A 25,866-nucleotide genomic window follows, 5' to 3' on the forward strand; every position below is an offset into this window, starting at 1 on the left:
CCGCCGTTTTTTTTCATCCTGAGGTCAAAGGAACAGCATCAGGCTGTTGCCGGCATTATGAACCAAAACCGGGAAAAGGAGGCTGCCCGAACGCTCCCGAAGCCAGACCACGAGCAATGACGGAAGTGCCGTCAGCGCAAAGTAAAGCGCGTCGAACGCGGGTGTCGCATCGGCAGTGGTGAAGGCGTGGGCCAGCCCGAACAGGCCGCAGCTGAGCAGGGCCCCCCACCCCCAGTCGATCCCCAGGAAGCGGACCCTGGACCGGAGCGCCTCATTCAGAGCCAGCAGGATTAGCCCGCGATAGAATAATTCTTCCTCCAGCCCCGGCAGGCTGAGCTGGAAAGCCAGGGCTTCCGCGTCCCCGCTTCCGCCGTCAAACAGCAGCGCAAGGCCAGCGAACATGGCGACATAGACCAAGGTCACGGCAAGGCATGGCCCGCCACTGCAATCCGACGCGCCGCCAGCCGATTGCCGGATGAGCGGCGACCACCGCCATCGCCGCCAGCGCGAGCAGCTTACCCTGCCAATTCCAGTGGCCGCCGACGAGGTCGGGGATGATTCCGTAACCACCGGTCAGGAGGAAGTCATCGAGCAGGACGAGTGCGGCGGCGAAAAGCAGCCAGCGCGGCCGGGACTGACGATCGGCCACGCTCAGCAGGCCTCCGGTCAGCAAAAGAAGGAAGATAATGGCGGCAATGGCCAGGATGGCATTCATTGGGACCTCAGCGAAATTTCTCGCGTCGATCTGGCTCAGCCTCCGTCCTGCTGCTGCTCAAAAGCTCTCGGAGCGCTCCTCATTGCGTTGCAAGGCGCGATATTCGCTTGGGCTTAGGCCTGTTTCAGCCCTGAACAGCCGGTTGAAGCTGGCCAGCGAGGCGAAGCCGCTGTCGAAAGCGATTGCGATCAGCTTGTCCGCTTGGTGGGCCGGATCGGCCAGGCGGCGGCGCGCCTCGGCAAGTCGATAGCCATTCACGAAGCCGCGAAAATGGTCCTGGCCGAGCACCCGGTTGATATGGTCGCGCACTTGCCGCTGGGAAAAGCCCGCCTGGCTGGCGAAAGCGGGGAAATCGAGGTCCGGATCCAGGTATATCCGGTCAGCCTCCATCAATTGCCGCACTTTTTTGGCCAGGGGTGACCCGCCGTCTGTCGCAAGCCGGGCGCTTTTATCGGGCCTGGCCACGGCGCGAAGCGCGATCCACAGCGCGAAGGCCGCGATCGATCCGTTCTGCGCAGTTGAGAACCATAATGGCCGCCAATCGAATCCCCGCGTCACATCGGCTACCAGGTCCACCAGCAGCAAGAGCGCGAGGAACATCACGATCCAGCTTCGCGCCTGTCGCCGCCATTCGACCATGTCGTCGCTGCTCTCCCCAACCAGCCGATAGCCAAGGTGGACCACGATGGCGAAACCCAGCAGCAGGAGCGATGCGCTGGTTAGCGCACCGCTGGCCCAACTCCCCAGGAAACCACGGTCGGCGAATGCCAGCACGAACCAGCTGGCGCCAGTCGCGACGACCGGCAGGGAGGGGCGATACGCCCGGTCAAATAGCGTCAGGCAGAACCACCACAGGAAGGGCACGGTCAATCCCGCGAGGAGGTTGCTAAGCGCGTTTGCCCGGCCGGTGAAAATGGCAAGGCCGCCGCTGTTGTTGAGTGCGAAGGCCGACAGGCCGATTGCAACCGGGATGAAAAGCCAGGTGGCGCGGTCGCTCGGTGCATGGCGCCACCGAAGCAGCGCCGCGAGCAGCAATGCCACCGCGCCGCCGACACGCAGGACAAGATCGGCGATCGCGGCGGTCACGCCAGTCGCAATTTAGGCGTCGATGAGAATCCGGCGCGGCGCCCGGGCCGGGATCTGGTCGGCGATCGTCGGCACGATTGCCGGTTCGGCCTCGTCCATTGACCGCCAGCCGTCGCGGCCAAGCCGTTCCATCGGCCTGAACCCCGCCTTGTAGGCCATTCGCGGCGACCCTTCGACCCAATAGCCGAGGTAGACGTAAGGCAAGCCGGCCCGCGCGGCGCGGACGATATGATCGAGAATGATATAGGTGCCGAGGCCTTTGCGGGCATCGTCCCCGACGTCGTAGAAACTGTAGATCATGCTCAGCCCGTCGGCCTGCTGGTCCGACAGGCAGGCGCCAACCAGCTTGCCGGGTGTCCCATCGACGGAAGGCTCGCGATATTCGATGACATAGGTGCGAACCGGCGTTTGCTCGATCATGTCCGCATAATCCTGCTCGTCCATCTCGGCCATGCCGCCGCCCGGGTGGCGCTGCGCGAGATAGCGGCGAAGCAGCGAATATTGCTCGTCGGTTGCCCATGGCCGGCAAGCATTGACCTCCAGCGTCGCATGGCGGCGGATCAGTTTGCGCTGGGTCGCGCTTGGCGCGAACTGGTCGGCTTTGACCCGCACGGATACGCAGGCGGAACAATCGACGCAGCTTGGACGGTAGGCGACGGACTGGGAACGGCGAAAGCCGATGCGACCGAGCGCTTCGTTAAGCTCCCCGGCGTTGCGCCCATTGAGTTCGGTGAACACTTTCCGCTCCACCTTGCCGTCCAGGTAGGGACAAGGTGACGGGTTGGTCACGAAGAACTTTGGGAAGCGAAATGGTGCACTCACCCGATCCGGCTCCGCAAAATGGTTACGAAACTCTTTATGCGACTGGTGAACGCCGATGAAAAGGGTCTGGTGCCGTAAAAAGAAGGTTAACACCGCGACTGTGCCGTTGAGGGACGTTTGTCAGTCGAGTTCGGCGCGCTCGACATGGAAACCGGCATCGGTGAGCTGCCCGACCAGCCGGTCGATCGCCTCGGCGTCACGCGCCTCGCATTCGACTTCGACGACCGTGTCCTTGGCCGGAAGGCGCGTGAAGATGCGATGGTGGTTGGTTTCGATGATGTTGACCCCGCATTCGAAGAAGATGGCGGTGATCGCGGCCAGGGCCCCCGGCCGGTCCTGCGCATTGATCCGCAAACGCGCGATCCGGCCGCAGCGGACCAGTTCGCGAACCAGGACATTGGCAAGCAGGTGGGTATCGATGTTGCCCCCGCATAGAACCGTGCCGACCTTGCGGCCCTTGAACCGGTCCGGCTTGGCGAGGATGCAGGCGAGCCCGGCTGCGCCGGCTCCCTCGACGACGCTTTTCTCGATCCCGACGAGCAGCGCCACGGCATGTTCGATGTCGCGCTCGGCGACCAGTTCGATCCGATCGACGTTTTCGGCGACGATCCTGCGGGTGAGGTGCCCAGGCTCCTTGACGGCAATCCCTTCGGCAAGCGTGTCGCCGCCGCTTGGCAGGTTGCTCTGGTCGATGACATTCTTCATGGCCGGGTAAAGTTCGGCCTCGACCCCGACGATCTCGATCCCGGGCTTGATCGCCTTGGCGGCGGTGGCGATGCCGCTGATCAGCCCGCCGCCGCCGATGGGTACGACCAGCACATCGAGCTCAGGCGCATCGGCAAGCATTTCCAGCGCAATCGTGCCCTGCCCGGCGATGACCTCGGGATCATCGAACGGATGGACGAACAGCAGTCCCTGCTCGGCCTCCAGCTTGCGCGCATGGGCATAGGCTTCATCGTAGAGGTTACCTTCCAGGACGACCGTCGCGCCATGCCCCTCGGTCTGCGACACCTTCACCATCGGCGTCGGCTTGGGCATTACGATCGTCACCGGAATTCCCAGCCTTCGCCCATGATAGGCGACCGCTTGGGCATGGTTACCGGCCGACGCCGCGACCACGCCGCGCGCCCGTTCGGCCTCGGTAAGCTGGAGCAATTTGTTAAGCGCGCCGCGTTCCTTGTAAGCGGCGGTGAACTGCAGGTTCTCGAACTTCAGCCAGATCTCGGCACCGGCGATCTCGGACAGGGTCCGGCTATGGTTCGTCGGGGTCCTGACGACAGCCCCGGCAATGCGGTCGGCGGCGGTGTAGATGTCGGCGAGCGTCGGAATCTTGGTCATGCAGGCGTCGGCCTAGCTCTTCCCTGCCCGGCAAACAATGCTATCCATTTTGCCATGAGAACCTCCCTTGTCGCGCTTGCAGCGCTGCTCGTCCCTGCCGCCGCCCTCGCCGATGTGCTGGTCGACAATGTCAACGGCATCCAGACCGACGCCCAGGCCCGGGTGCAGCGGTTCGACGGGCTTTTGATCGGCAACGATGGCAAGGTGAAACAATTGTTGGTCAGGGGGCAGCCGCGCCCCGCCGCTGAACACCGGATCGATGGCGGCGGCCGAACGATGCTTCCAGGCCTGATCGATGCGCATGGCCATATCATAGGACTGGGTTTCGCCGCCCTGCAGCTAGACCTGACCGGCACCTCCTCGCTGGCCGACCTGCAGGCGCGGCTCAAGGCCTATGCCGAAGCCAATCCGCAGGTGCGCTGGATCCAGGGACGCGGCTGGAATCAGGAACTGTGGGCCGACAAACGCTTCCCCACCGCCGCCGACCTCGACGCGGTCGTTTCCGACCGGCCGGTGTGGCTCGGCCGGGTCGACGGCCATGCCGCGGTCGCCAACAGCGCGGCGCTGACGGCCGCCGGGATTACCCCGGCGACCAAAGCGCCCGAAGGGGGGCGGATCGACAAGGGCCTTTTCGTCGACGCGGCAATGCCGCTCGTGGAGAGCAAGATCCCGGCCCCCGCCGCGGCGGAATATGACGCCGCCCTGGCCAAGGCGCAGCAATTGATGCTCTCGGTCGGCCTAACGGCCGCGGCCGACATGGGCACCAGCCCCGACGATTGGGCGGCGCTACTCCGCGCGGGCGAGGCCGGACGGCTGAAGGTCCGGCTGCTATCCTATGCCGGCGGGATGCAAGCGATGCGCAGCATCGCCGGCGGCCGTCCGACCGACTGGTTGTTTGCCGACCGGCTCAGGCTGGTCGGGGTCAAGCTTTACAGCGACGGCGCACTGGGATCGCGGGGCGCCTGGCTCAAGGCGCCCTATCATGACAAGCCGGACACGCGCGGTCTTCCGCTGCTGACCCCGGCACAGCTCGACGAGCAGGCCCGTGCCGCAGTCGCCAGCGGACATCAGGTGGCGGTTCATGCCATCGGCGACGCGGCCAACGAAATGGTGCTCAAGGGCCTTGCCGCGGCCGGTGCGGCAAACGGCGCGAGGCGCGCCCGGATTGAACATGCGCAAGTGGTCGATCCCAAGGACCTTGCCCTGTTCAAGCGTTATTCGGTCATCGCCTCGATGCAGCCGACCCACCAGACCAGCGACCGGCTGATGGCCGAAGCGCGGCTGGGGCCGGACCGGCTGGAAGGCGCTTACGCCTGGTTAACGATGGTCGACCTGGGCGTGCCGCTGGCTTTCGGATCAGATTTTCCGGTCGAACATCCCAATCCCTTCCCCGGCCTGTCTGCCGCTGTCAGCCGACAGGACCTGAAGGGCGCACCGGCAGGCGGCTGGTTACCGGCGGAGCGCGTCCCGTTCGGCCGCGCGCTTCACGGCTTCACCCGCGCGGCGGCCTATGCCGGATTCGCCGAACGGCAGGTCGGCAGCCTCGAACCCGGCAAATGGGCTGACTTCATCATTGTCGATCGTGACGTCGGTGCCGTCGACCCGCAGGCGCTTGGGCAGACGCAGGTGCTGGAAACCTGGGTCGCCGGAAAGAAGCAGTGGGAACGGAGCGTCAGCGTCCCGCCCGGAGAGCGCGGGTGATCAGCATCGACTGGGTCAGAATCTGCGGCAATTCTTCCGGTTCGGCCGCGCCCGGCGCATACCAAAGGTAGAGCGGCACCGCCGCCCGGCCGCGCTGTTCAAGGAAGCGGGTGATCGCCGGGTCGCCGTTAGTCCAGTCGCCGACCAGGACCTTGACCCCGGCCCTGCTAAAGGCGTCACGGGTATCCGCCCGCTCGATGGCGGTCGCCTCGTTGGCCTTACACGACAGGCACCAGTCGGCGGTGAAATAGACGAACAGCGGGCGGCCTTCCGACCGATAGCGCTCGACCCGCGCCTCGCTCCATGTCTCGGTGCCAAGCGGCACGCGGGCAACGGCCCCCCTCGTCGGCGGGATCAGGGCCGCCGCGCCGCCGGCTAAGGCAAGCCCAAGGGCGAGCGCAGCCCAGCCGATCGGGACCCCTTGGCGCTGGCGAATACCGACGGCAATCAGCAACACGACCAGTCCAATCGTGCCGCCGATCCCGACCAGCAGCGCGTCGGTCCCGCCCAGCCGGAACAGCAGCCAGAGACATCCGGCAGCGGTCGCTGCCATCGGGATCGCCAGGATGCGCTGGAACCGCGCCATCCACGGCCCTGACCTGGGCAATCGACTCCGCAGCGCGGGTACGAACGCGATCAGCAGGAACGGAATGGCAAGGCCCATGCCCAGCGCAACGAAAACCACGACAGAGCCATAGATGGGTAGCAGCAGCGCGGTCCCCAGCGCGGCGCCAAGGAACGGCCCGGCGCAAGGCGTAGCGACAAAGGCCGCCAGCGCGCCGGTCCCGAAGCTTCCGCCGGGACTATGCTCTCCGCCCAAAACGGGCAATTCAAAGCTGCGCAGCAGGTTGAGGGTGATCGCGACCGCAAGCAGCAGCAGCAAAAGGATGGTCCGCGGGTCCTGGAGTTGGAAGGCCCAGCCCGCCGCGCTGCCGCCGGCACGGATCGCCAGAAGCAGCGTTCCCAGCGCGCCGGTGCCGGCCATGGCGCCCGCCGCATAGGCCAGTGCATCGCGCCGGGCGGCCCGTTCGTCGCCGCCGGACCTAGCAAGATGCAGGCCCTTGAGGGCGAGGATCGGGAAAACGCAGGGCATAGCATTGAGCAGCACACCCCCGGCCAGCGCCCCAAGCACCGCCAGCAGAATTGCTTGAAGGCCAAGGTTGCCTACCGGCGTACCGCCCGCGGGGACCGGTCCGGGCCCGGCACGAAATTCCAGCCCGCGGCCCCCGTCCATTGCCAGCACGCCGGACAGGCTTTCGGGGACGCCGCGCCGCCGCTTGACCTCGGCAATCAACAGGTTGCCACTGCGCCGGAAGGACTGGGGCGCGGAATAATCGATCGGTCCGTCCTCGGCGGGGAAAAGATAGGGTTCGACCACTGCGACGCTGGCCGGCAAGGGGATGGCGATCTCGATCCGCTCGCCCTTGACCGCGAAACGTGCGGGGGTGCTGAGGGGGCGCGGCAGCGCGCGGCGCCATTCATCGAAGCGGGCGCGGTTGCCGGCCTCGCCCGGCGCGATTGGCAGGTTAAGGGCGAATTCGCCGCGTTCGGGAACGCATATCTCGTCGGTGCAGGCCAGCCATTGCGCGCTGGCGCGGAGCGGCAGGACCCCGGTGGCCCCGGCCGGAACCTTCAGCCGGGTCAAGATAGCATGATCGCGCTTGTAGACGTAATTGACGATGCCCGCGACCAGCAGCCTGTCGGGCACCGGGTAACGCAGCGGTCCGACGGACGCGCCATCAGGCAGGCGCCACTCGATACGCATCGGCAGCCCTGCGTCGCCGGGGTTGAGCCAATAGCCATGCCAGCCCGGTTTTGTGTGCATGACGATCGCCAGGTCGACTTCGGCCCCCGGCATCGCCGGGCCTTCCGCCACCAGTTCAGGCCGGATCGCATTTTCGCGCGGCGCGAGTTGCGCCTCGGCCGGCGACGAGATGAGGCACAGGAGAACGAGCAGCCAGCGGAACATGGCCCGCACCGCTAGCCGTGCTTCACCGGCTAGTCGAGGTTGGATCGAAGCCAGCGGGTCGCAGTGTCCACATCGACCCCGCGCCGCCGGGCATAATCATCCAGCTGGTCCCGGCCGACACGGGCAACGCCGAAATAGCGGCTTTCCGGGTGGGCGAAGTAAAAGCCCGAAACCGCCGCAGTAGGCAGCATTGCGAAATTCTCGGTGAGCGCGATCCCCGCCGGAGCCTCGCCAAGCAGCCGGAACAGCAAGGGCTTCAAACTATGGTCGGGACAGGCCGGATAGCCTGGCGCGGGGCGGATGCCGCGATATTCCTCGCGGATCAGCTGGTCATTGCCCAGGACCTCCGCCGGGGCATAGCCCCAAAGGTGGGTCCGCACATGATGATGAAGGCGCTCGGCGAAAGCTTCGGCGAGCCGGTCGGCGAGCGCCTTGAGGAGGATTTCGCGATAGTCGTCATGCGCATCGGCAAAGCGCTTGAGATGCGGCTCCAGTCCGTGAATCGCGACCGCGAATCCGCCCAACCAATCCTCTTCATTGGGCATGATGAAGTCGGCCAGGCACATGTTCGCTCGTCCGGCGCGCTTGCGGACCTGCTGGCGGAGCATGGGTAAGCGGGTCCGTTCATGGTTGATGACGATGATATCGTCACCCTCCCGCCGGACCGGCCACAGTCCGACCACGCCCTTGGCCGTAAGCCATTGGCCATCGACGATTTCGTCCAGCATTACTTGCGCGTCGGCGAAAAGGCTGCGGGCGCTCTCCCCGACGATTTCGTCCTCCAGGATCGCCGGATAGTTGCCCGCCAGCTCCCAGGCCCGGAAGAAGGGCGTCCAGTCGATCGTCTCGATGAGGTCACGGAGCGGCCAGTCCTCGAACCGATGCTCGCCGGGCCGGGCCGGCCGGGGGCTGGGTTCGCGATGCTCGGGCATGAAGCTGTTGGCCCGCGCCTCGCCGAGCGGCGCAAGCGCGTTGCTCCCCCTGCCTTCGCGGCTTTCGCGAAGCGCGCGATAGTCGTTGGCGGTCCGGTGGATCAATTCTTGGCGGCCCGGCCCGTCGCTGACCAGGGACGTGGCCACGCCAACCGCGCGGCTGGCGTCGAGCACATGCAGTACCGGGCCGGAATAGGCCGGGGCGATCCGCAACGCCGTATGGGCGCGGCTGGTGGTCGCGCCGCCGATCAGCAGCGGCCGGGCCATGCCCGCCCGCTCCATTTCCTCGGCGACGGTGACCATTTCGTCGAGCGAAGGAGTGATGAGGCCGGACAGCCCGATCATCGCCGCGTCATTCTCGTTCGCCGCTTCGAGGATTTTCGGCCAGGGGACCATCACGCCAAGGTCGATCACCTCAAACCCGTTACACTGCAGGACCACGCCGACGATGTTCTTGCCGATGTCATGGACGTCGCCCTTGACGGTGGCCATCACCACGCGCCCCTTCGAGCTTCGGTCGCCCGGTTGCTTCTGCGCCTCGATGAACGGCAGCAGGTGGGCCACCGCCTTTTTCATCACCCGCGCCGACTTCACCACCTGGGGCAGGAACATCTTGCCTGATCCGAACAGGTCGCCGACCAGGTTCATGCCCTGCATCAGCGGCCCCTCGATGACCTCGATCGGCCGGCTGAAAAGGGACCGTGCTTCTTCAGTATCTTCGACGATATGCTCGTCGATGCCCTTGACCAATGCATGGGCAAGCCGTTCGCGAACCGGCCAGTGGCGCCATTCGGCCGCCTTCTTTTCGTCCGCCGCGTCGGTCCCGCGATAGCGGTCGGCGATGGCGATCAGCCGCTCGGTCGAATCGTCGCGCCGGTCGAGGATGACGTCCTCGCACGCCTCGCGAAGCTCGCGGTCGATCTCGTCATACACGTCGAGCTGGCCGGCGTTGACGATCGCCATGTCGAGCCCGGCGGGGATGGCATGGTACAGGAACACGCTGTGCATCGCTCTGCGCACCGGTTCATTGCCGCGGAACGAGAAGCTGAGGTTCGACAGGCCGCCCGAAACATGGGCATGGGGGCAGCGTTCCCGGATTTCCCGCGCCGCCTCGATAAAATCGATCGCATAGCGGCGATGCTCGTCGATGCCGGTGGCCACGGCGAAGATATTGGGGTCGAAGATGATGTCCTCGGGCGGGAATCCCTCGGCGGTGAGCAGCTTGTAGGCGCGCGCACAGATTTCGACCTTGCGCTGCTTGCTGTCGGCCTGCCCTGTTTCGTCGAACGCCATGACGACCACGGCAGCGCCATAGGAGCGGACTTTGCGGGCCAACTCCAGGAAAGCCGCCTCACCTTCCTTCAGGGAAATGGAATTGACGATCGGCTTGCCCGAAACGCATCGAAGTCCGGCCTCGATGACGCTCCACTTCGAACTGTCGATCATAATCGGCACCCGGGCGATCTCGGGTTCGGCAGCGATCCGCTTGAGGAAGGTGGCCATCGCCACCTCGCCGTCCAGCAAGGCCTCGTCCATGTTGACGTCGATGATCTGCGCCCCGGCCTCGACCTGGTCGCGCGCGACCGCGACCGCGGCGTCATAATCCCCGGCCAGGATCAATTTCTTGAACTTGGCGGATCCAGTGACATTGGTCCGCTCGCCGATATTGACGAAACGCGCGCCAAGCGCGCGGGAGTGGTCGGTCACGCCGCTATCACCATCGGTTCGAGGCCGGCGAGCAGCGTGTGCGTCGGGGCCGCCGGGACGGCGCGCGGCGTGCAATCGCGCGCCGCCCCGGCGATCGCGGTGATGTGCCGCGGGGTCGTCCCGCAGCAACCGCCGACGATATTAACCAGCCCGGCATCAAGCCATTCGCGGACCTGTGCTGCGGTTTCTTCCGCTGCCTCGTCATATTCGCCAAGGTCGTTGGGGAGCCCGGCATTGGGATAGGCCATCACCAGCGTTTCGGCTTGCCGGGCCAGCGCGGCGAGATGCGGGCGAAGCTGCGCCGCGCCGAACGAGCAGTTGAGGCCGATGGTCAGCGGCCGTGCATGGCGCACGCTGGCCCAGAATCCCTCGACCGTATGGCCACTGAGGTTGCGCCCCGAAAGATCGGTCAGCGTCATCGAGATCATGGTCGGGAGCGGCCGGCCCAGCGCCTGTTCCGCTTCCAGCGCGGCCATGATCGCCGCCTTGCAATTGAGCGTGTCGAACACGGTTTCGATCAGCACGAAGTCGATCCCGCCCGCGACCAGCGCGTCGACCTGTTCGCGATAGACGGCGGTCATTGTCGCGAAGTCGACTTCGCGAAAGCCGGGATCGTTGACATCGGGCGACAGCGACAGTGTCTTGTTGGTCGGCCCGATCGCCCCCGCGACCCACCGTTCCCGGCCGTCGCCCGCGCTGGCCGCGTTGACGACCTCGCGGGTGATCCGCGCGGCTGCACGGTTGATGTCGCCGACCAGCGCTTCGGCGCCATATTCGGCCTGGCTGATGCGATTGGCGTTGAAGCTGTTGGTGGCAAGGATGTCGGCCCCCGCGTCGGCGAAGCGTCGGGCGATCCGGGCGACCAGATCGGGCCGGGTTAAGTTGAGCAGATCATTGTTGCCGCGCTGGTCGCGGCCGAAATCGCGGCCACCACGAAATTCCGCCTCGCCCAGCCGCTCGGCCTGGATCAATGTGCCATAGGCACCGTCCTTGATGAGGACGCGCTTCGCCGCGGCGGCGCGAAGCCGGTCCGCCGCGTTCATGCCCTCACCCCCAGCATATGGCAGATGGCATAGGCCAACTCAGCCCGGTTCAGCGTGTAGAAGTGGAACTGCCGGACACCGCCGGCATAAAGCTGGCCGCATAATTCCCCGGCGATCGTCGCCGCGACCAGCTGCCGGGCCGCAGGCAGGTCGTCGAGCCCTTCGAACATCTGGTCGAGCCAGGCGGGGATCGCGGCGCCGCATTGCCCGGCGAATTTCCGGGTCTGGCCGACATTGCTTACCGGAAGGATGCCCGGGACAATTTCGACCCCAGGCCGCTTCGCCGCCACCCGGTCGCGAAATCGGAAGAAACATTCGGCCGAGAAAAAGAACTGGGTGATCGCCCGGTCGGCGCCGGCATCGATCTTGCGCAACAGATTATCGAGGTCGCTGTCCGGGCAGTTGGCATCGGGGTGAACCTCCGGATAGGCGGCGACCGAAATCTCGAACGGCGCGATTGCCTTGAGCCCCGCAACCAACTCCGCCGCATTGGCATAGCCTTCTGGGTGCGGCGCATAGGCTTGGCCGGCTTCCGGCGGGTCGCCGCGCAGGGCGACGATGTGCCGAACCCCGAGCGCCCAATAATCGCGGGCGATGGAGTCGATCTCCATGCGGCTGGCGCCGACACAGGTCAGGTGAGCGGCCGGAGTCAGTCCGGTCTCGCGGATCAGCCGCCTGACCGTCGCATGGGTTCGCGTGCGCGTGGTCCCGCCGGCGCCATAAGTCACCGATACGAAGCGCGGGCGCAGCGGCGCCAGCGTTTCGATCGAACGCCAAAGCGTTTCCGCCATGGCATCGGTCCGGGGCGGGAAGAATTCGAAGCTCACGGCAATGTCGCCGCGCGCCTCGGCGAACAGCGGGGCATGGTCGCTGAGCGCGATTTCGGCGGCGCGGTTCATGCCGCGTGCTGCCGCAGCGTCGCGCCCGGACGAATCCCGCGCCAGATGATCACTGTCAATTCACCGCCACCAAGCCGCTCGATCCGATCGAGCTGCAGACCCGCCGCGCCGAACCAGCCGCGCATCGCATCGTCGGCGAAGCCCAGCCGCAGATGCGCATCCTGCTCCTTCAGCTCGGCACGGTCATGCTGGGCAAAATCGATCACCAACAGCCGTCCGCCCGGGGCCAGCACCCGCGCAGCCTCGGCGATCGCCGCGCCCGGCTGCTGGGCATAATGGAGCACTTGGTGAAGGATGATGCTGTTGGCGCTGCGGTCGGCGAGCGGAAGCGCGTTCATGTCCCCCTGCCGAAGGCTTGCCCCGGAAATTCCCGCCTCCTCAAGCTTGACCCGGGCGAGCCGAAGCATTTCCGATGAGCGGTCGATGCCGATCGCGCTCTCCGCCTGGGGCGCGAACAGTTCAAGCATCCGGCCGGTGCCCGTGCCGACGTCGAGCAGCGCGCCGATCGGCCGGTCGGCGAGCAGTTCGGCGATCGCCCGCTCGATCTCCTCGTCGGCGATGTGGAGCGAACGAATATTGTCCCAAGTGGCGGCATGCGCCTCGAAATAGCGCCGCGCGGCCTCCGCCCGATCCGCGCGAATTGCATCGAGCCGCGCTGCGTCGGTGGCGAATTGCCGCTCGGCATCATCGTCCAGCGCCTGGTCGATCAGTGCAAACAGCGATCCGCCGACGGCCGGGCCAGCCGGCCGGAGATAGACCCAGCTCCCCTCCTTGCGGCGTCCGATCAGGCCCGAGTCGCTGAGGATTCGAACATGGCGGGACACGCGCGGCTGGCTCTGGCCAAGCAGCTGAGCAAGTTCGCCAACCGACAGTTCCATGACCCTGAGCAACGCCATGATCCGCAGCCGGGTCGGATCGGCCAACGCCTGGAAAAGCGCGGCAAGCGGTAATTCTCGCGTCATCGATTAAGGATATAAGCAAGTCTTTATATGCGTCAATCGCGCAGCTTTTGGGCAGAACTTTCTGGCTGCGCAACAAATGACGATTGCGTGACGGAGCAAAGACGAATATTTCCGCACGCTGGCCTGACGCTCGACGACAGGCCGAGCCGGACTTTCACGCCGCAAAGCGTGGCGGTCCCCATAAGCAAGGAATGGAACGATCATGAAGAAGGTTGCACTGACCGTTGCGGTCCTCGCGCTCGGCCTGGCCGCGTGCGAAACCAAGACCGAAGAAGCGGTCGAAAACACCACCGTCGAAAACGCCGTCGAAGCCGACGTCAACGCTGCCGACACCGCCGTTGACAACGCCCTCGACGATGCTGGCAATGCGGTCGAGAACGCTGGTGAAGCGGTCGAGAACGCTGCTGACGACGCCGACAACGCGATGTAATTGTCGGGTTCGCCTAGCGGATCGAATGAAGGGCCGTCCGGCATGTCCGGGCGGCCCTTTTTCTGTGATAGGGGGTGGGCGATGAGACATGCCCTAGCCTTGATCAGCCTCGCGCTGATTTCCTGCGACCGGGGCGAAAAGGTCGAAGCCCCGACTGCGGCCGAGGCGGAGCGGCTGAACGACGCCGAAGCCATGCTCGACGAGATCGCCAAGGAAAAAGGGCCGGCACCCCAAGGTACCGGCCCGTCCAATTCGTCGGGTGAATCCGGCACGCGCTAGTGCGTGCCAGCGGTCATGCCTTGCGGCGGGACGTTCGCACCGCGGCGTGACCGGGAACGGGCGGACCCGTTCCCGGCTGCCTAGGTTAGAAATCCATTCCGCCCATGCCGCCCATGCCGCCGCCCATCGGCATTGCCGGCTTGTCGTCCGGCAATTCGGCGATGGTCGCTTCGGTGGTGATCAGCAGGCCAGCGACCGAAGCCGCGTCCTGAAGCGCCGTGCGGACAACCTTGGTCGGGTCGACGACGCCGGCCGAGACCAGATTTTCATAGGTGTCGGTCGCAGCGTTGAAGCCGATCGTCTGATCGCCTTCGCGCAGCAGGTTGCCGGCAACGACCGCGCCATCGACGCCCGCGTTCTGGGCGATCTGGCGAAGCGGCGATTCAATCGCCTTGCGGACGATGTCCACGCCGCGGGTCTGGTCGTCGTTAGCGCCCTTGAGGCCGTCGAGAGCCTTGGTGGCATAGAGCAGCGCGGTACCGCCGCCCGGAACGATGCCTTCCTCGACCGCAGCGCGAGTCGCGTGAAGCGCGTCGTCGACGCGGTCCTTACGCTCTTTCACTTCGACTTCGGTGGCACCGCCAACCTTGATCACCGCAACGCCGCCGGCAAGCTTGGCCAGACGCTCCTGCAGCTTCTCGCGGTCATAATCGCTGCTGGTGTTGTCGATCTGCTGACGGATGGCGCCGGTCCGGGCCTCGATCGCTTCGCGGGTGCCCGCGCCATCGACGATGGTGGTGTTGTCCTTGTCGATGGTGACGCGCTTGGCGGTGCCGAGCATCGCGGTGGTGACATTCTCGAGCTTGATGCCGAGGTCTTCCGAGATCATCTCGCCGCCGGTCAGGATGGCGATATCTTCAAGCATCGCCTTGCGACGATCGCCAAAGCCTGGGGCCTTGACCGCAGCAACCTTGAGGCCGCCGCGCAGCTTGTTGACGACCAGGGTCGCAAGCGCTTCGCCTTCGATATCCTCGGCGATGATCAGCAGCGGACGACCCGATTGGACGACCGCTTCCAGAATCGGGAGCATCGCCTGCAGGTTCGACAGCTTCTTTTCATGGATGAGGATGTAGGGGTCGCTCAGCTCGACCTGCATCTTTTCCGGGTTGGTGATGAAGTAAGGCGACAGGTAGCCGCGGTCGAACTGCATGCCTTCGACGACGTCGAGCTCGAACTCGAGACCCTTGGCTTCCTCGACAGTGATAACGCCTTCCTTGCCGACCTTGTCCATCGCTTCTGCGATCTTCTGGCCGACTTCGACGTCGCCATTGGCCGAAATGATGCCGACTTGGGCGATTTCATTCGAACCCTGGACCGGCTTCGAGCGGCCCTTAAGATCCTCGACCACCTTGGCAACGGCAAGATCGATGCCGCGCTTCAAGTCCATCGGGTTCATGCCGGCGGCAACCGACTTCATCCCTTCGCGAACGATCGCCTGGGCGAGGACGGTCGCGGTGGTGGTGCCGTCACCGGCGATGTCGTTGGTCTTCGAGGCAACTTCGCGCAGCATCTGCGCGCCCATGTTCTCAAACTTGTCCTTAAGCTCGATTTCCTTGGCGACGCTGACGCCGTCCTTGGTGATGCGCGGCGCACCGAAGCTCTTGTCGATGACGACGTTGCGGCCCTTGGGGCCGAGCGTCACCTTGACGGCATCGGCGAGGATGTCGACGCCCTTCATAATCCGCTCACGCGCATCGCGCGAGAATTTCACGTCCTTGGCTGCCATGTGGCTACCCTTTCGTTCTTGATGTCTCAAAAGTCGGGAAAGTCAGGAAAGGCGTCACGCGATAAGCGACGCCCGTGACCATAAGGTCAGCCGACGATCCCCAGGATGTCGCTTTCCTTCATGATGATCAGGTCTTCACCGGCGATCTTCACCTCGGTGCCCGACCATTTACCGAACAGGATCCGGTCGCCAGCCTTGACGTCCAGCGGCGTGACCTTGCCGTCATCGGCGCGGGCGCCGTTGCCGACGGCGACGACTTCGCCCTCTTGCGGCTTTTCCTTGGCAGAATCGGGAATGATGATCCCCCCAGCGCTCTTTTCTTCGGCCTCGACGCGGCGGACGAGGACACGGTCATGAAGCGGCCTGAATGACATAGTTGGTTAGCCCCTTGTGCTTCGTTGAACTTGCTTCGACTGGCACTCGTGTCATCAGAGTGCCAGCGATGGCGGGCATATGGGTTGGCTAGTCCAGCCCGTCAATGGGCAAGGCGGCTTATTGCGCGGTGCGGGTGAGGCCAAGCGCGTCCCGGCGCATCCAGCGCCAGCCCATCAGGATCGCGACGATCGTCAGCCCAACCGCAAGCCCAGTCCAGACCCCCTGCCCTTGCCAGCCTTCCCGGAAGGCCAGCCAGGTGCCGGCACCGATGCCGATCGCCCAATATCCAACGAAGGTGAAGATCATCGGTACGCGCGTATCGTGAAGGCCGCGCAACATGCCCGCGCCGACGACCTGGGCGCCGTCGACGATCTGGAAGATCGCCGCGATCGCAAGGAAGGACACGCCGAGCGCGATGACCCGAGCGTTCTGCGGGGTGTCGTCGAGAAACAGCGTCATCAGCTCACGCGGGATGGCCCAGATGACCAGCGCCATGAGGGCCATGAAGCCCACCCCAAGGACCCAGGCGACGGCGCCCGCGCGCCCGATCCCTTGCCGGTTCCGCTCTCCGAGATGACGCCCCACCCGCACGGTTGCGGCCTGGCTTAGGCCCCAGGGGACCATGAAGGATAAGGCCGCGATCTGCAGCGCAACGGCATGCGCGGCGACGCTTTCAGCGTCGATCAGTCCCATCAGATAGGCTGCGGCGCTGAACACCCCGCCTTCGAAGCCCATCGCGAGGCCGATCGGCAGGCCGATCCGCCACATCCGCCGGTACCGTGGCCAGTCGGGCCGCCAGAAGCGCCCGAAAGGATGGAAGCGGCGAAACTGCCGGTCGGTGACGATCACCAGCCCAAGCAGGACCGCCTGGAGCATCCAGACGATCGAGCTGGCCAGTCCGCCGCCAAAAATCCCCCATTCAGGAAGGCCGAAACGCCCGAAGATGAGGCCATAGGCGAGCATCGCGTTGAGCGGAATCGCGCCCAGGCTGATCGCCAGCACCCAGCCTGGCCGCTCAAGCGCCGCGACGAAGTTGCGCATTGCCTGGAACAAAAGGAAGGGCAGCATCGACCACATGTAACCGCGCAGGAACAGCCGGGCATCGGCCGCCAGCGCCGGCTCCTGTCCCAGCGCGCGGATCACTGGCTCGCTGTTCCACAGCACCAGCCAGACCGGGACGGTGATCGTGCCGACCAACCACAGGGATTGGCGGAAACTGCGGCGCACGTCCTGCACCGACCGCAGCCGGGCACCAAGCGCGGTAGCCATCATCGGCGATGAGGCCGTGACGAGACCGAGGCAGATCAGGCTGAACGCGAACGTCAGGTTGAGCCCTAGCGCCGACGCCGCCAGCGGCCGCGCTCCGAGCCAGCCCATCAACACCACATCGGTCGCCTGGATCGCGGCCATGGTGAGGTTTGACAGGATCAGCGGCCAGGCCAGCGTCAGCGTCGCACGAAGCTCCGCGCGCCAGGGTGATCGGGAATGGGGCGCACGATTCATGCGCCGGCGCCTAGCAGCTTCGCATCGCACCCGGAACATCATGCAGGCGCTTCATCGAAATCCGTTGGGCGCGCGCCCGTTTCTGCATTATTCCACGCTCCAAAGGAGATATGGGGATGCGGTTTGTTCGCGCGGTGTGGAAGCTTCTGGTCGGGATCAAGGATGGATTGGTCCTGATCGCCATGCTGATGTTCTTCGGGGTGCTTTACGCGGCGCTGTCGGCGCGGCCCGACCCGATCAGCGATGGCGTTTTGGCGATGGACCTTGATGGCGTTCTGGTCGAACAGGCGGCCCGGCCCGATCCGTTCGCGGCGGCGCTGGGCGGCGGCAGCATCATGCGCGAATTCGAGCTGCGCGACTTGGTGGCGGTGCTGGACGAGGCCAAGTCGGATGACCGGGTCAAGGCTGTCGCGCTCGACCTGGATGGCTTCCTCGGCGGCGGGCAGCCGGCACTTTCGGCGCTTGGCGAGAAGATTCGCGAAGTGAAGGCCGCGGGCAAGCCGGTGATCGCCTATGCCACCGGCTATACCGACGACCGCTACCAGTTGGCGGCGAACGCGTCCGAAATCTGGCTTCCCTCGATGGGATTGGTGGCGGTTGCCGGTCCGGGCGGCAACAACCTCTATTTCAAGGGCCTCCTCGACAAGCTTGGCGTCACCGCGAACATCTATCGCGTCGGCACCTATAAGTCGGCGGTCGAGCCGTTCATGCGCAACGACATGTCCCCCGAGGCCAAGGAAAATGCCCAGGCACTGGGCGACGCGCTTCTGGAAACCTGGCGCGAGGACGTCGCTAGGGCCCGCCCGCAGGCCACCCCCGGTCTCGGTCGGATGATGAGCGATCCCGTCGCGGTGGTGCAGGCGGCGCGCGGCGACCTGGCGCAAGCCGCGCTTCAGCTCAAGCTGGTCGACAAGATCGGCGAGCGCAGGGCGTTCGAAGCCCGACTAGCGGAGCTTGGCGGCACGGACGAGGATAGTGCTCACGGCTACAAAAGGATCAAGCTAGCGGCCTATGAACGCGCCGCGGCGAGCCCTGAAACTGGGCCGATTGGTGTGGTGACCATTGCCGGAGAGATTGTCGACGGCAAGGCCGGCCCCGGCAGCGCTGGCGGCGAGACAATCGCCAGGCTGATCGAAAAAGGCCTCGCCGAGCACCCGCTCAAGGCGCTGGTGGTCCGGGTTGACAGCCCCGGCGGATCGGCAATGGCCTCGGAAAGGATCCGCCAGGCGTTGCTGGCCGCCAAGGAAAAGAAGATCCCGGTTGTCGTTTCGATGGGATCGGTCGCCGCATCCGGCGGCTATTGGGTGGCGACGCCAGGCGACTTCGTGTTCGCCGAACCGTCCACCGTCACCGGCTCGATCGGCGTGTTCGGCGTTTTGCCGAGCTTCGAAGGGGCACTGGCGAAGCTGGGCGTCGGCGCGGATGGTATCAAGACCACGCCGCTTTCGGGCGAACCGGACTTGCTCAATGGGCCCTCGCCGCAAGTCAATGCGGTAATCCAGGCCGGAGTCGAACAGGTCTATGCCAAGTTCCTCGGCATCGTCGCCGAGGCGCGGCGCAAGTCGCCAGCGGAGATCGACCGGATCGCGCAGGGCAGGGTCTGGGATGGCGGTTCGGCGCGGCAGCTGGGTCTGGTCGATGGCTTCGGCGGGTTGGATGATGCGGTCGCGAAGGCCGCTGAACTGGCGAAGCTGGCCGAAGACGAGCGCGGGCTCACCTATCTTGAGAAAGAGGATGGTTTCGCCGACACGCTCATCGCCGCGCTGACTGGGGACAGTAGCGCAGGTGACGGCAGCGGAGCGCCGACCGACACCTTCGCCTCGCTCAGCGCGACGCCCGAGGCGATGCTGGCGCGGATCGTCGGCGACCTGCGGTCGATCCTGCGCGGGCCGACGATCCAGGCGCGCTGCCTCGAATGTCCGCCGGCGGCGGCCGCGGCACGTCTCACCCGCGATGACCGGAGCTGGCTGGAACGGTTGCTTAGCTAGGTTTTGCCCTGCTGCCGGTGCCGTTGCCGTTGTCGTTCTTGCGGCGGATCGTCAGCGGTAGCAGGATGAGCGCCAGCAGAACCATCAGAAGCGACAGCATTCCGAAGCTGACCACCCAGGGGTTGTTGGTGTCGGTCCGGCCCTGCAGGTCCATGATGTGCAGTCCCCACATGAAGTCGTAGATCCGCCACCAGCTCGTTCGGCGGGCAATGATTTCGCCCGAGCCGGCATCGACGTAGAAATGGGTGTCATCGTCGAGCCGCACGCGCCAGCCGTCCATCGCCCGGCGAAGTTCGATCGGCGGGCTGTCGGTCGCGACCCTGCTGACGTCGGCGACACTGGCCTTTCCGGTGTAGCGGGACATGACCTCGCGCGCGGCGTCGGCCGCCCCAATCGGCGGCAGCAGGCGGCCGGTCATCGGGTCGGCAAGGCGCGACTTCCCGTCATCGAAGCTCAATTTCCAGAGAGGCCCGCCTGCGCGCGCCTCCAGCGCCATCGCGCTGACCGGCAGGCCGGCAGTGTCGGGTACGACAAACCGCGGATCGACGGTAAGCGGCTTGGGCTCCGCGATGAGGTTCGTGCCGCGCACTTCCTCAATCGGCTTGGCCACCATGACCAGCCCCGAAACCGTCCAGAACAGGAAAGGAATGGCCACCAGCCATCCTAGCCAAATATGATAACGCCGAAGCGTCGCGCGAACCCCCATTCGTGCCTCCTGGTCACAGGCCGAATCATTGTCTTTCCGGGATGCGGCCAATGCCCGCGGCCATCCGGCGCCGAATCGGCAAGCGCGCTATCTAGCCGCGCCTTTGCCGCCCGTCATGCCTTTAAATAATTCAGGTTAATGTCCTGTCGGCAAGCTAGATGTGAATGGGCTTTCCGGTCACCGCCATGGCCGCTTCCTTGAGCGCCTCCGAATGGGTCGGGTGGGCGTGACAGGTGTAGGCGATGTCTTCACTGGTCGCGCCGAACTCCATCGCCTGCGCGGCCTGGGCAATCATCGTCCCGGCGACGCTGGCGATACACCACACGCCCAGCACCCGGTCGGTCTTGGCGTCGGCGATGACCTTCACGAACCCGTCGGGCTCATGATTGGTCTTGGCGCGGCTGTTGGCGAGCATCGGAAATTTCCCGACCTTGATCTCGGCGCCGCCTTCCTTGGCCTGTTCCTCGGTGAGGCCGACCCCGGCGATTTCCGGCATCGTGTAAACCACCGAGGGGATGATATCATGGTTCACGATACCGGTCAGGCCAGCGATATTCTCGGCGACCGCGATGCCCTCGTCCTCGGCCTTGTGGGCAAGCATCGGTCCGGGAACGACGTCGCCGATCGCCCAAACGCCCGCCACTTTGGTGCGGAAGTCATGATCGATCTCGATCTGACGGCGCTGGTTCAATTCCAGCCCGATCTTGTCGAGGCCGAGGCCGTCGGTGTTGGGCCTGCGCCCGATCGACACCAGGACGCAGTCGGCCTCGAGCGTTTCGGCATCGCCGCCCTTGGCCGGTTCCAGCGTCAGGCTGGCCTTGCCGCCATCGACGCTGACGCCCGTGACCTTGGTGCCAAGCCTGAACTCGATGCCCTGCTTCTTGAAAATCTTGTTGGCTTCCTTGCGGACGTCGCCGTCCATGCCCGGCAGGATCTGGTCGAGGAATTCGACGCAGGTCACCCGGGCGCCCAGCCGCCGCCAGACCGAGCCAAGCTCCAGCCCGATCACGCCGCCGCCGATGACGACCATATGTTCCGGCACTTTGGGCAGTTCTAGCGCACCCGTCGAATCGACCACCACCTTCTGGTCGACCTCGACCCCGGGCAGCGGCGTAACCGAGGACCCCGTGGCAATGACGATGTTCTTGGCGGTCACGGTGCGGTCTCCCACCGTGACGCTGTTGGCGCCGGTGAAGGCGGCATAGCCTTTCAACCATTCGACCTTGTTTTTCCGGAACAGCATTTCTATGCCGCCGGTCAGTTGCTTCACCGCAGTCCTGCGCTGGCCGTGCATCGCTTCGAGGTCGAGCTCCGGTTCGACCTTGATGCCCATCTTGGCCATCGCGCCATTGGCCGCGGCGTCAAAATATTCCGACGCATGGAGCATCGCCTTCGAAGGGATACAGCCGACGTTGAGGCATGTGCCGCCAAGTGTATCGCGGCCTTCGGCGCAGGCAGTCTTAAGGCCCAGTTGCGCGGCGCGGATCGCCGCGACATAGCCGCCGGGACCGGCGCCGATTACCAGAACGTCGAAATCGAAATCAGCCATGGGAAATCCTTACAGGTCGATCAGCAGGCGGGTCGGGTCCTCGATCGCTTCCTTGATGCGAACCAGGAAAGTGACCGCTTCGCGGCCGTCGATGAGGCGATGATCGTAGCTCAGCGCCAGATACATCATCGGCCGTACCACGACTTGGCCGTCGCGAACCACGGGGCGCTCCTCGATGCGGTGGAGGCCGAGGACCGCCGACTGGGGCGGGTTGATGATCGGGGTCGACAATAGCGATCCGAACACGCCGCCGTTGGAAATGGTGAACGTGCCGCCCTTCATTTCGTCCATGCCAAGGCTGCCGTCCTTGGCCCGCTTGCCGAAGTCGGCGATGGTCTTCTCGATCTCGGCGAAGCTCATCGCGTCGGCCGAGCGAATCACCGGCACCACCAGCCCCTTGGGCGCGGAGACCGCGACCGACACGTCGAGATAGTCGGCATAGACAATCTCGTCGCCCTCGATCCGGGCATTGACCGATGGGACATCGCGCGCGGCAAGCGCGGCGGCCTTCACGAAGAAGCTCATGAAGCCGAGGCGAATGCCATGCTTCTTCTCGAACAAATCCTTGTAGCGGCCGCGCGCATCCATCACCGCCGACATGTCGACGTCGTTGAAGGTGGTCAGCAGCGCGGCGGTGTTCTGGGCTTCCTTGAGGCGGCTAGCGATGGTCTGGCGAAGCCGGCTCATCTTGACGCGTTCCTCGCGGCGCTCGCGTCCGGAAGCGCCCGCTGCGGCGGCGGAAGCGCGGGGCGGCTCGGCCGCCGCCGCGGGCTCGGCGCGATTGCCGTCCTTGGCCTTGGCCGCGGCCAGCACATCGTCCTTGGTGATCCGTCCGTCCTTGCCGGTGCCCGAAATCTTCGACGGATCGACATGATGTTCGAGCACGGCGCGACGCACGGCCGGCGAAAGCGTCAGATCGGCAGGCGCATTCGAGTCCGCGACTGGCGCATGTTCGTCGCCCCGCGGCATCGGGGTTTCGGCCGGGCCGGCGGGGTTGACGCTGCCATCTTCCTTGGCGGGCGCGGGTTGCGCGGCGCCCTGGCCATCGCCTTTGCCGATGCGCGCGATGATCGCGCCCACTTCGACCGTGTCGCCTTCGGCAAAGAGCTGTTCGGCAAGCGTCCCGGCGACCGGCGAGGGCACCTCGACCGACACTTTGTCGGTTTCCAGGCTGGCGATCGGCTCGTCGACCGCGACCTGTTCACCCGGCTTCTTGAGCCATTGCGCGAGCGTGCCTTCGGTAATCGATTCGCCCAGCGCGGGAACCTTAACATCGGTGGCCATGGGTCGCTTGTCCTTAAGAAGCTTGCTTGGTGGCGGCGGTGTGGCTGCTATGCCCCAGCGCGTCGGCGATCAAGGCCGCCTGTTCGGCAGCGTGGCGCTTGGCAAGCCCGGTTGCGGGCGAGGCCGAGGCGGCGCGGCCGGCATAGCGCGGACGCATACCGGCGAAACCAGCCTCCTCGAGCGCCTGTTCAAGCTCGTCCTCGACGAAGTGCCAGGCGCCGTTGTTCTTCGGCTCTTCTTGGGCCCAGACCAGTTCTTCAAGCCTCGGCATGGCGCGCAGCCGCTTGACCAGCGGCTCTCCCGGGAAGGGATAAAGCTGTTCGATTCGGATGATCTCCGTGGTGCGGTCGTCGGCCGCGTCGCGCGCGTCCATCAACTCATAGGCGAGTTTGCCCGAACAGAGCACGGCGCGGGTCACTTCACCTGCCACGGGCGGATTGAGATCGCTCAGAATCCGCCGGAAATGGCCCTCGCCGATGAAATCGTCGCGGGCCGACACCGCCAGCTTGTGACGAAGCAGCGACTTGGGAGTCATCATCACCAGCGGCTTGCGGAAATCGCGCAGCATCTGCCGCCGGAGAATATGGAAATAGTTGGCCGGCGTCGTGCAATTGGCGACCTGGATATTATCCTCGGCGCACAATTGCAGATAGCGCTCGAGCCGGGCCGAGCTATGTTCCGGCCCCTGGCCCTCAAAGCCATGCGGCAGCAGCAAGACCAGTCCTGATGCGCGCAGCCACTTGGCTTCGCCCGCGGCGACGAACTGGTCCATGATTGTCTGCGCGCCGTTGGCGAAATCGCCGAACTGCGCTTCCCACAACACCAATGCCTTGGGGTCGGCCAGCGAATAGCCATATTCGAAGCCGAGCACGCCGAATTCCGACAATGGGCTGTCGCGCACTTCGAACCGCGGGCGGCCGTCGCGCTCGATGGTGCGCAGCGGAATATATTTCTCGCCACTCTCCTGGTCGGTCCAGACGGCGTGGCGCTGGCTAAAGGTGCCCCGGCCCGAATCCTGGCCCGACAGGCGCACCCGATAGCCGTCTTCGCACAGGCTGCCAAAGGCCAGGGCCTCGGCGGTCGCCCAGTCGATCCCCTGCCCTTCCTCAAGCGTCTTGCGCCGCGCATCAAGGATTCGGGACAGCGTCCTGTGGACGGTGAGGCCTTCGGGGACCGTGGTCAGCAGTCTGGCAAGACCCTGATATTGCTCGTCGGAGATGGCGGTATTGACGTTGCGACGCGCGTCGACCGGTTCACCCGGTCGCCCCAAGCCCTGCCAGCGGCCTTCGAACCAGTCGGCCTTGTTGGGCAAATAGCTGCTGCCCGCCTCGAATTCGGCCTCGAGATGCCGGACGAAAGCCGCGGTCGCCTCGTCGATCCACCGCTGATCGACGATGCCCTGGGCAATCAGGCGATCACCATAGATTTTGCTGATCGGCGGCTGCTTGCGGATCGCGTCGTACATCACCGGCTGGGTGAAGCTTGGCTCGTCGCCCTCATTGTGCCCGAAGCGGCGGTAGCACCACATGTCGATGACGATGTCGCGGTTGAATTCCTGGCGATATTCGATCGCCAGCTTGCAGCAGAAGGTGACGGCTTCAGGATCGTCGCCGTTGACGTGAAGGATCGGCGCCTGGATGCCCTTGGCGACGTCCGACGGATAGGGCGAAGACCGGGCGAACTGAGGACTGGTGGTGAAGCCGACCTGGTTGTTGATGACGAAGTGGATGCAGCCGCCCGTGCCGTAACCGGGCAGGCCGGAAAAGCCGAGGCACTCCCACACCACGCCCTGTCCGGCGAAGGCGGCGTCGCCGTGAAGCAGGATGGGAAGGACTCGGTCGCCTTCCTTGTCGGCCTTGATCGTCTGTACCGCGCGGGCCTTGCCGAGCACCACCGGGTTCACCGCCTCAAGGTGCGACGGGTTGGGAAGCAGCGACAAATGGACCTTGTTGCCGTCGAATTCCCGATCGGTGGAAGTGCCGAGGTGATATTTGACGTCGCCCGATCCGCCGACGTCGGCGGGATTGGTCGCACCGCCCGCAAACTCGTGAAACACGGCGCGATAGGGCTTGCCCATGACGTTGGTCAGGACGTTGAGGCGGCCGCGATGGGCCATGCCGACGGCAATTTCCTCGACCCCCATCTGCCCGCCATATTTGATTACCGCTTCAAGCGCGGGAATGGCGCTTTCGCCGCCATCGAGGCCAAAGCGTTTGGTCCCGACATATTTGCGGGCAAGGAATTTTTCCCACTGCTCGCCCTGGATGACCTTTTCGAGGATCGCCTGCTTGCCTTCGGGCGTGAAGCTGATTTCGGCGTCCTTGCCTTCCAGCCGGTCCTGCAGGAAGCGGCGCTCCTGCAGGTCGTTGATATGCATATATTCCAGCCCGACGGTTCCGCAGTAATTGGCCTGGAGGACGGGCAGGATCTGCCGGATCGACGCCTGGTCGAAGCCAAGTGTCCCGCCAAGCCAAATCTTGCGGTCGAGGTCGGCTTCGGAAAAACCATGATAGGCGGGGGTCAGGTCGGCCGGTAGCTCGCTGCGGTGCAAACCGAGCGGGTCGAGTTTGGCGGCAAGATGGCCGCGCACCCGATAGGTACGGATCAGCATCATCGCCCGGATGCTGTCCTCGGCGGCCCGGCGAATGGTGGCCTCATCGCCGATCCCGGCTGCAACGACTGCCGCCCGGGCCTTCTCCGCCACCTTCTCGATCGTCGCCTCGGTCGGGTCGAGCCCGAGATTGGCGGAGTCGAGTTCGGCCACCGGCCAGTTCGGCCGTGCCCAGCTCGGGCCCTGCTCGCGTTCGATCGACAGTCCGCTCAGCTCGTCCATCGTCTCTTTCCGTGCGCCT

General features: G+C 65.2%; 21 protein-coding genes. 4 read left to right on the forward strand and 17 right to left on the reverse strand.

Going from position 1 to position 25,866, the window contains the following annotated elements; genetic code table 11:
• Positions 1 to 24: 24 nt before the first annotated feature.
• The 5 genes from FMM02_RS11335 to FMM02_RS03525 all read right to left on the reverse strand — a co-directional run bounded on the left by FMM02_RS11335 (position 25) and on the right by FMM02_RS03525 (position 3,961).
• Positions 25 to 423 (reverse strand): CPBP family intramembrane glutamic endopeptidase, encoded by a 399-nt coding sequence (locus tag FMM02_RS11335; protein ID WP_246104814.1) that lies wholly within the window; start codon positions 421 to 423, stop codon positions 25 to 27.
• Complete coding sequence (locus tag FMM02_RS11340; protein WP_246104815.1) at positions 374 to 715, reverse strand: hypothetical protein; 342 nt, start codon at positions 713 to 715, stop codon at positions 374 to 376. Before FMM02_RS11340 ends, FMM02_RS11335 begins: the two co-directional genes overlap by 50 nt.
• 57 nt (positions 716 to 772) lie before the next feature.
• Positions 773 to 1,801 (reverse strand): AraC family transcriptional regulator, encoded by a 1,029-nt coding sequence (locus tag FMM02_RS03515; protein WP_147493564.1) that lies wholly within the window; start codon positions 1,799 to 1,801, stop codon positions 773 to 775.
• 12 nt (positions 1,802 to 1,813) lie between these two features.
• Positions 1,814 to 2,623 (reverse strand): arginyltransferase, encoded by an 810-nt coding sequence (locus FMM02_RS03520; protein WP_147493565.1) that lies wholly within the window; start codon positions 2,621 to 2,623, stop codon positions 1,814 to 1,816.
• A 120-nt stretch (positions 2,624 to 2,743) separates the two neighbouring features.
• Complete coding sequence (locus tag FMM02_RS03525) at positions 2,744 to 3,961, reverse strand: threonine ammonia-lyase (protein ID WP_147493566.1); 1,218 nt, start codon at positions 3,959 to 3,961, stop codon at positions 2,744 to 2,746.
• A gap of 54 nt (positions 3,962 to 4,015) precedes the next feature.
• Between FMM02_RS03525 and FMM02_RS03530 the strand changes: the two genes are divergently transcribed.
• Complete coding sequence (locus tag FMM02_RS03530; protein WP_147493567.1) at positions 4,016 to 5,662, forward strand: amidohydrolase; 1,647 nt, start codon at positions 4,016 to 4,018, stop codon at positions 5,660 to 5,662.
• On the opposite strand, the gene FMM02_RS03535 is transcribed toward FMM02_RS03530, so the two are convergent.
• Genes FMM02_RS03535 through FMM02_RS03555 form a run of 5 tightly spaced genes read right to left on the reverse strand, consistent with a single transcriptional unit; the run spans position 5,634 to position 13,174 of the window.
• Positions 5,634 to 7,631 carry a protein-disulfide reductase DsbD family protein gene (locus FMM02_RS03535; RefSeq protein WP_147493568.1) on the reverse strand — a complete coding sequence of 666 codons (1,998 nt, stop codon included), beginning with the start codon at positions 7,629 to 7,631 and terminating at the stop codon, positions 5,634 to 5,636. The two genes, FMM02_RS03530 and FMM02_RS03535, sit on opposite strands and share 29 nt — an antisense overlap.
• Positions 7,632 to 7,660: 29 nt before the next feature.
• Positions 7,661 to 10,270 (reverse strand): methionine synthase, encoded by a 2,610-nt coding sequence (metH, locus tag FMM02_RS03540; RefSeq protein ID WP_147493569.1) that lies wholly within the window; start codon positions 10,268 to 10,270, stop codon positions 7,661 to 7,663.
• Positions 10,267 to 11,313 carry a homocysteine S-methyltransferase family protein gene (locus FMM02_RS03545; RefSeq protein ID WP_147493570.1) on the reverse strand — a complete coding sequence of 349 codons (1,047 nt, stop codon included), beginning with the start codon at positions 11,311 to 11,313 and terminating at the stop codon, positions 10,267 to 10,269. The genes metH and FMM02_RS03545 overlap by 4 nt, the downstream gene beginning before the upstream one ends.
• Entirely contained in the window at positions 11,310 to 12,212 is a 903-nt protein-coding gene (gene metF, locus FMM02_RS03550; RefSeq protein ID WP_147493571.1) for a methylenetetrahydrofolate reductase [NAD(P)H], read from the reverse strand. Before metF ends, FMM02_RS03545 begins: the two co-directional genes overlap by 4 nt.
• Positions 12,209 to 13,174 carry an ArsR/SmtB family transcription factor gene (locus FMM02_RS03555; protein ID WP_147493572.1) on the reverse strand — a complete coding sequence of 322 codons (966 nt, stop codon included), beginning with the start codon at positions 13,172 to 13,174 and terminating at the stop codon, positions 12,209 to 12,211. Before FMM02_RS03555 ends, metF begins: the two co-directional genes overlap by 4 nt.
• Positions 13,175 to 13,376: 202 nt before the next feature.
• On the opposite strand from FMM02_RS03555, the gene FMM02_RS03560 reads away from it, so the two are divergent.
• Together FMM02_RS03560 and FMM02_RS03565 are read left to right on the forward strand one after the other, a co-directional pair.
• Positions 13,377 to 13,604: a circumsporozoite protein gene (locus FMM02_RS03560; protein WP_147493573.1), complete on the forward strand. Its 228-nt coding sequence runs from the start codon at positions 13,377 to 13,379 to the stop codon at positions 13,602 to 13,604.
• Between the two features lie 81 nt (positions 13,605 to 13,685).
• The gene (locus FMM02_RS03565) at positions 13,686 to 13,883 is read left to right on the forward strand and encodes a hypothetical protein (RefSeq protein WP_147493574.1); all 198 of its coding nucleotides are present in this window, start codon (positions 13,686 to 13,688) and stop codon (positions 13,881 to 13,883) included.
• An 85-nt stretch (positions 13,884 to 13,968) separates the two neighbouring features.
• Here the strand turns inward: FMM02_RS03565 and groL are convergent, their stop codons facing one another.
• The 3 genes from groL to FMM02_RS03580 all read right to left on the reverse strand — a co-directional run bounded on the left by groL (position 13,969) and on the right by FMM02_RS03580 (position 17,487).
• Positions 13,969 to 15,609 (reverse strand): chaperonin GroEL, encoded by a 1,641-nt coding sequence (gene groL, locus FMM02_RS03570; protein WP_147493575.1) that lies wholly within the window; start codon positions 15,607 to 15,609, stop codon positions 13,969 to 13,971.
• A gap of 86 nt (positions 15,610 to 15,695) precedes the next feature.
• A complete protein-coding gene (gene groES, locus FMM02_RS03575; RefSeq protein WP_147493576.1) occupies positions 15,696 to 15,983 on the reverse strand; it encodes a co-chaperone GroES in 288 nt (95 codons plus the stop codon).
• A gap of 118 nt (positions 15,984 to 16,101) precedes the next feature.
• Entirely contained in the window at positions 16,102 to 17,487 is a 1,386-nt protein-coding gene (locus FMM02_RS03580; protein ID WP_147493577.1) for an MATE family efflux transporter, read from the reverse strand.
• Between the two features lie 116 nt (positions 17,488 to 17,603).
• Between FMM02_RS03580 and sppA the strand changes: the two genes are divergently transcribed.
• Positions 17,604 to 19,475, forward strand: coding sequence for a signal peptide peptidase SppA (sppA, locus tag FMM02_RS03585; protein ID WP_187107836.1), 1,872 nt, complete (start codon positions 17,604 to 17,606; stop codon positions 19,473 to 19,475).
• Here the strand turns inward: sppA and FMM02_RS03590 are convergent.
• From FMM02_RS03590 to FMM02_RS03605, 4 genes are all read right to left on the reverse strand, one after another.
• Positions 19,468 to 20,130 carry a hypothetical protein gene (locus FMM02_RS03590; protein WP_342782516.1) on the reverse strand — a complete coding sequence of 221 codons (663 nt, stop codon included), beginning with the start codon at positions 20,128 to 20,130 and terminating at the stop codon, positions 19,468 to 19,470. The two genes, sppA and FMM02_RS03590, sit on opposite strands and share 8 nt — an antisense overlap.
• Positions 20,131 to 20,335: 205 nt before the next feature.
• Positions 20,336 to 21,730, reverse strand: coding sequence for a dihydrolipoyl dehydrogenase (lpdA, locus tag FMM02_RS03595; protein WP_147493580.1), 1,395 nt, complete (start codon positions 21,728 to 21,730; stop codon positions 20,336 to 20,338).
• A 9-nt stretch (positions 21,731 to 21,739) separates the two neighbouring features.
• On the reverse strand, positions 21,740 to 23,014 hold the full coding sequence (gene odhB / locus FMM02_RS03600; protein ID WP_147493581.1) for a 2-oxoglutarate dehydrogenase complex dihydrolipoyllysine-residue succinyltransferase: 1,275 nt from the start codon (positions 23,012 to 23,014) through the stop codon (positions 21,740 to 21,742).
• Positions 23,015 to 23,027: 13 nt separating this feature from the next.
• Complete coding sequence (locus FMM02_RS03605) at positions 23,028 to 25,847, reverse strand: 2-oxoglutarate dehydrogenase E1 component (protein WP_147493582.1); 2,820 nt, start codon at positions 25,845 to 25,847, stop codon at positions 23,028 to 23,030.
• Positions 25,848 to 25,866: the final 19 nt, after the last annotated feature.

The organism is Sphingomonas xanthus (assembly GCF_007998985.1).
Lineage (GTDB): Bacteria > Pseudomonadota > Alphaproteobacteria > Sphingomonadales > Sphingomonadaceae > Sphingomicrobium > Sphingomicrobium xanthum.